This is a genomic window from Sulfurimonas sp. (assembly GCF_016744025.1).
Taxonomy (GTDB): Bacteria; Campylobacterota; Campylobacteria; order Campylobacterales; family Sulfurimonadaceae; genus Sulfurimonas.
Window position 1 is genome coordinate 1 of record NZ_JADGFC010000184.1, and the last position, 3,811, is coordinate 3,811.

At 27.7% G+C, this 3,811-nt stretch carries 5 protein-coding genes; 2 read left to right on the plus strand and 3 right to left on the minus strand.

Going from position 1 to position 3,811, the window contains the following annotated elements; genetic code table 11:
* Window positions 1–137: 137 nt before the first annotated feature.
* Window positions 138–467 carry a thioredoxin family protein gene (locus QZZ48_RS14730; protein ID WP_294967016.1) on the minus strand — a complete coding sequence of 110 codons (330 nt, stop codon included), beginning with the start codon at window positions 465–467 and terminating at the stop codon, window positions 138–140.
* Window positions 468–488: 21 nt separating this feature from the next.
* Window positions 489–1,079 (minus strand): class II aldolase and adducin N-terminal domain-containing protein, encoded by a 591-nt coding sequence (locus tag QZZ48_RS14735; protein ID WP_294967017.1) that lies wholly within the window; start codon window positions 1,077–1,079, stop codon window positions 489–491.
* Between the two features lie 194 nt (window positions 1,080–1,273).
* Here QZZ48_RS14735 and QZZ48_RS14740 point away from each other — a divergent pair, with 194 nt between their 5' ends.
* On the plus strand, window positions 1,274–3,136 hold the full coding sequence (locus QZZ48_RS14740; protein WP_294967018.1) for a diguanylate cyclase: 1,863 nt from the start codon (window positions 1,274–1,276) through the stop codon (window positions 3,134–3,136).
* 8 nt (window positions 3,137–3,144) lie between these two features.
* Entirely contained in the window at window positions 3,145–3,549 is a 405-nt protein-coding gene (locus tag QZZ48_RS14745) for an Appr-1-p processing protein (RefSeq protein WP_294967019.1), read from the plus strand.
* On the opposite strand, the gene QZZ48_RS14750 is transcribed toward QZZ48_RS14745, so the two are convergent.
* On the minus strand, window positions 3,546–3,806 hold the full coding sequence (locus tag QZZ48_RS14750) for a DUF3817 domain-containing protein (RefSeq protein ID WP_366755941.1): 261 nt from the start codon (window positions 3,804–3,806) through the stop codon (window positions 3,546–3,548). The genes QZZ48_RS14745 and QZZ48_RS14750 overlap by 4 nt on opposite strands.
* Window positions 3,807–3,811 lie beyond the last annotated feature (5 nt).

Consider the following 3,811-nt stretch of genomic DNA (forward strand, 5'->3'; position numbering starts at 1 on the left):
ATTTAGACCCTAGGAGACAAAAACTGTTACCACTGGTATCGTAAAGAGGTGAAATAAGAAAACTTGTTTTACTGGTCTTGAAAAAGGGAACCATTATAAATAGAGTGTCACTATATTAGACACTCTTTATGAATAGATTATAGTTTAGATTCTATGATTTTTTGAATATCTTCTGCAAGGATTACACCTTCTGATTCATGAATGATGTCATTTTTTTTTCTATATATTATCATAGTGGGGAATTGATAAATATCATAAATTTCTGCAATCTCTTGAGCATTAACACAGTCAATTGTTATTATTGATACATTCTCAATCATATCATCAAGCTGATATAGTTCCATCTCTAAAGCAGAACATAGCTGACAAAATTCTGAGCTGAAGTTTAATATTACAACCTTACCCTTACTAAATTCCTCGTCCATTATATTTTGATAATTTTCTTCATCTACTTCGAATTGTGCCATTTATAAATTTCCTTTTATTGTTTAATCAAAATTAAAATCTCTTTGAGAACCATCTAACATCAATAATCTACAACTTTTCTCAAGAATTGCAAGTTTTTTTGCCATCTCATGCATATCTCTGTTAAATGCATAAACACCATAACCACGTATAACCATAATATTTGTTTTATTAGTTTGTAAGTAGTATGCTATTTCACTCTGCGCTCTATCATACCAGTCTTCGAACTGTTTTGGGTCAATGATATTAATAGAACCAATCTCTTTAAACCCAAAATAATCTTTTGGAGTAATCACATTATGTTCTAGTGAGTAAGCTGTTGTAAATGGAGGCATAGTAAAAGAAACAAACTTGGCATCTGAGATTTGAGAGTAGATGCTAAAGTGTATATTTGAATCTATACTTGCTTGTTTCCATCTATAGTCTTGTTTAAAATACAACTCTATCATAGAGTTTTGATCTAGGGCATCAAAAACAGCTTCTTTTGTATTTATGATAAAACGATTTGATTCAGTTTTTGCAGAAAGAGAACCGTGGTAGATGCCAAAGAAATCTTTTCTAAACATAGACAAGGCCAAAGTTGATAGTTGGTTTTTTAAGTGTTGTCTGTTCATATCTCGCATCTACCTTTATAATTTCGGATATTTTATCATAAATCTTCTTTTAATCCCTTGGCTTATTAAGTTCTATATTTTAGGTATTGTACTTCAACTGTTAATATATATATTTTTTTATATAATATGTCCACATTTCGGAAACTATTAAGTAAAAATATACAATAATGGGTAAAACGCATAGGAAATGTAGAATGTTCAAACTCAACCTTTATCTACCTCTTGTTATAGTAACTGTTCTCATGGCAATGTTTAGCGTACTCTCAATAATATATATTCAAGAAAGTTTTATTCATAAAAGTAAAGCAAGTATTTCCAAGCAATTTACAAATAACCTAAATGAAAAAATAAAAGCAGAAGCTGATACTATTGGTCAATATATAGATTTTATACAAAATAAAGATGAAATCACAAAACTTTTTTTAGAACAAGATAAAAAAGAATTAAATAACAATATAAAAAAAATATACAATAGTTTAAATAAAAATGTAGACCTTACTCATATGTATTTTATTAAAACAGATGGAACTGTTCTTCTTAGAGTACATGATTATCAACGAGATAAAGACCTTATAGATAGAATTACATTTAAAAAAGCAAAAGAAACTAAGTCTTTATTTTACGGATTAGAATTTGGTCCAAAAAAGAACTATACTCTCCGTGTTGTAAAACCGTGGATAGTTGATGGAAATATTATAGGCTATATTGAACTTGGAAAAGAGGTAGACAAGATTATAAGTGATATATCTATATCTTTAAACTCGATGATTTATATCGCAGTTAAAAAAGAACTATATAAAGATGCAAGTGAGTTTGTTAAAGAAAAACTTTTAAAAATCTCTCAAACGAAAAATTATTATATTGTATACAATACCTTTAGTATTCCAAAAGAGATGCAGTATATACTAAATGATACTTTAGTTCATGAAGATATCTCTTATGCGGGTTTAGAATACTTTACTTCAAAAGAAAAACTTTTAGATGTCTCAGGTGAAGAGTTAGGGTACTTTGTATTTTTAACTGATGTGTCATTAGAACATAGTGTTATGTATGAGTCTATAAAAACACTTAGTATTCTTCTTCTTTTATTAACTTTGGGCATGATATTTGGTGGATATTATTTGATTAAAAATAGAGAGAAAAAAATACACTCTTTAACTTCTAAACTTGAAACACAAAAGAGAGACCTTTCTTTATTTAATGTAAAACTTCAAAACCTTTTTAATCTTCAAAAAAATCTTATTGTAATCACAGATGGAAAAAAGATCAACTTGGCTAACCAGGCTATGTTTGACTTTTTTAACTTAAAAAATTTAGATGATTTTTTAATTAATTACAAATGTATTTGTGAAAGATTTATTGTAAATGACAACTTCTTTCATTTAGAAAAAATTGATGATGATAAAAATTGGATAAATGAGATAAAAACTCTTTCTGGTGAGCAAAGAATAGTGGCGATGTTAGACAGTGATTTGATTTCATATGCATTTAGCGTATCTATAAACGAGTTTGAAGAGGGAAGTTTTATAGTTTCTTTTACAGATATTAGTACTACTATGATTGAACATTCTATACTAAAAAGAAAAGCCAGCCATGATAAATTAACAGGTGCTTTAAATAGAGAATTTTTTGATAACAATATACGCTCAATACTAAGTGACGCCAAACCCAAACAACTTGGTTTTGTTTTATGTGATATAGACCATTTTAAAGAGGTAAATGATACTTATGGACATAATATTGGTGACATAGTCTTAAAAGAATTTACAACTGTTATTCACGACTCTATCCGTGATACAGATTATCTCATAAGGTGGGGTGGAGAAGAGTTTATAATCCTTATGAGGGTAAACTCTATATATTCACTTGAAAAAGCTACTGAGCATATAAGAGTGTGCATTGAGAGCTATAAATTTCAAGAGGTAGATAAGATTACAGCTAGTTTTGGTATTACACTCTATATACAAGATGAAGATATATTAACTACTATAAACAGAGTTGATAAGGGTCTTTATAAGGTGAAAAATAATGGAAGAAATCATGTTCAGACCATATAATAAAAAATATGAATCTTAAAATAAAGTTTGGAGATCTTTTAAAAGAAAAAGGTACTTTTATAGTAACTCCTTGCAATCAAGAAAAAGTAGATGTAGTTATAGAAAGTTCTAGTACTCAAACAAACTATAAGTACATTTTTTATGTATCTGCAAATCAATCATATATGCAGATGCAAGCTTCTTTAAACTCTATGCTGATAATAATCAAAGATAAAGTTAAAAGTGAAGATATCCAAAACCCAAGTCTACTTATGCCTCTACTTGGCTGTGGAGTTGGAGGATTGAAAAAAGAAAAAGTCTTTTTATTGATAAAAAGTATTTTTCAAAAAGCAGATTTTGACTTAGACGTAATTATCTACTTTGATGATAAAAAAGATTATTACGAGTTTTATTCTAAAAAAATTAAATTTTAACTTTTTGGAATCATTGCTATTCTTATTCTATATTCAATAAGCATAAATCCAAATGGTATTAATGAATAATTAAATAAATCAATACCTAATCCTTTTTCTCTATGATTACTTTTAATAAAATAGACTAAAGAAATCGCAAATAATATAAATAAAATCCCATGAACCATTCCTAAGCTTTTTACAATTTTAGTATTTTCATATAAGTATTTTAATGGCATTGCAATAAAAACTAATACTAAGTAAGATATTCCCTCTATGAACG

What these genes read in the sequence shown, in the direction of transcription:
- QZZ48_RS14730 (WP_294967016.1), bottom strand. Translation starts at nt 467, where the DNA reads ATGGCACAATTCGAAGTAGATGAAGAAAATTATCAAAATATAATGGAC.
- QZZ48_RS14735 (WP_294967017.1), bottom strand. Translation starts at nt 1,079, where the DNA reads ATGAACAGACAACACTTAAAAAACCAACTATCAACTTTGGCCTTGTCT.
- QZZ48_RS14740 (WP_294967018.1), top strand. Translation starts at nt 1,274, where the DNA reads ATGTTCAAACTCAACCTTTATCTACCTCTTGTTATAGTAACTGTTCTC.
- QZZ48_RS14745 (WP_294967019.1), top strand. Translation starts at nt 3,145, where the DNA reads ATGAATCTTAAAATAAAGTTTGGAGATCTTTTAAAAGAAAAAGGTACT.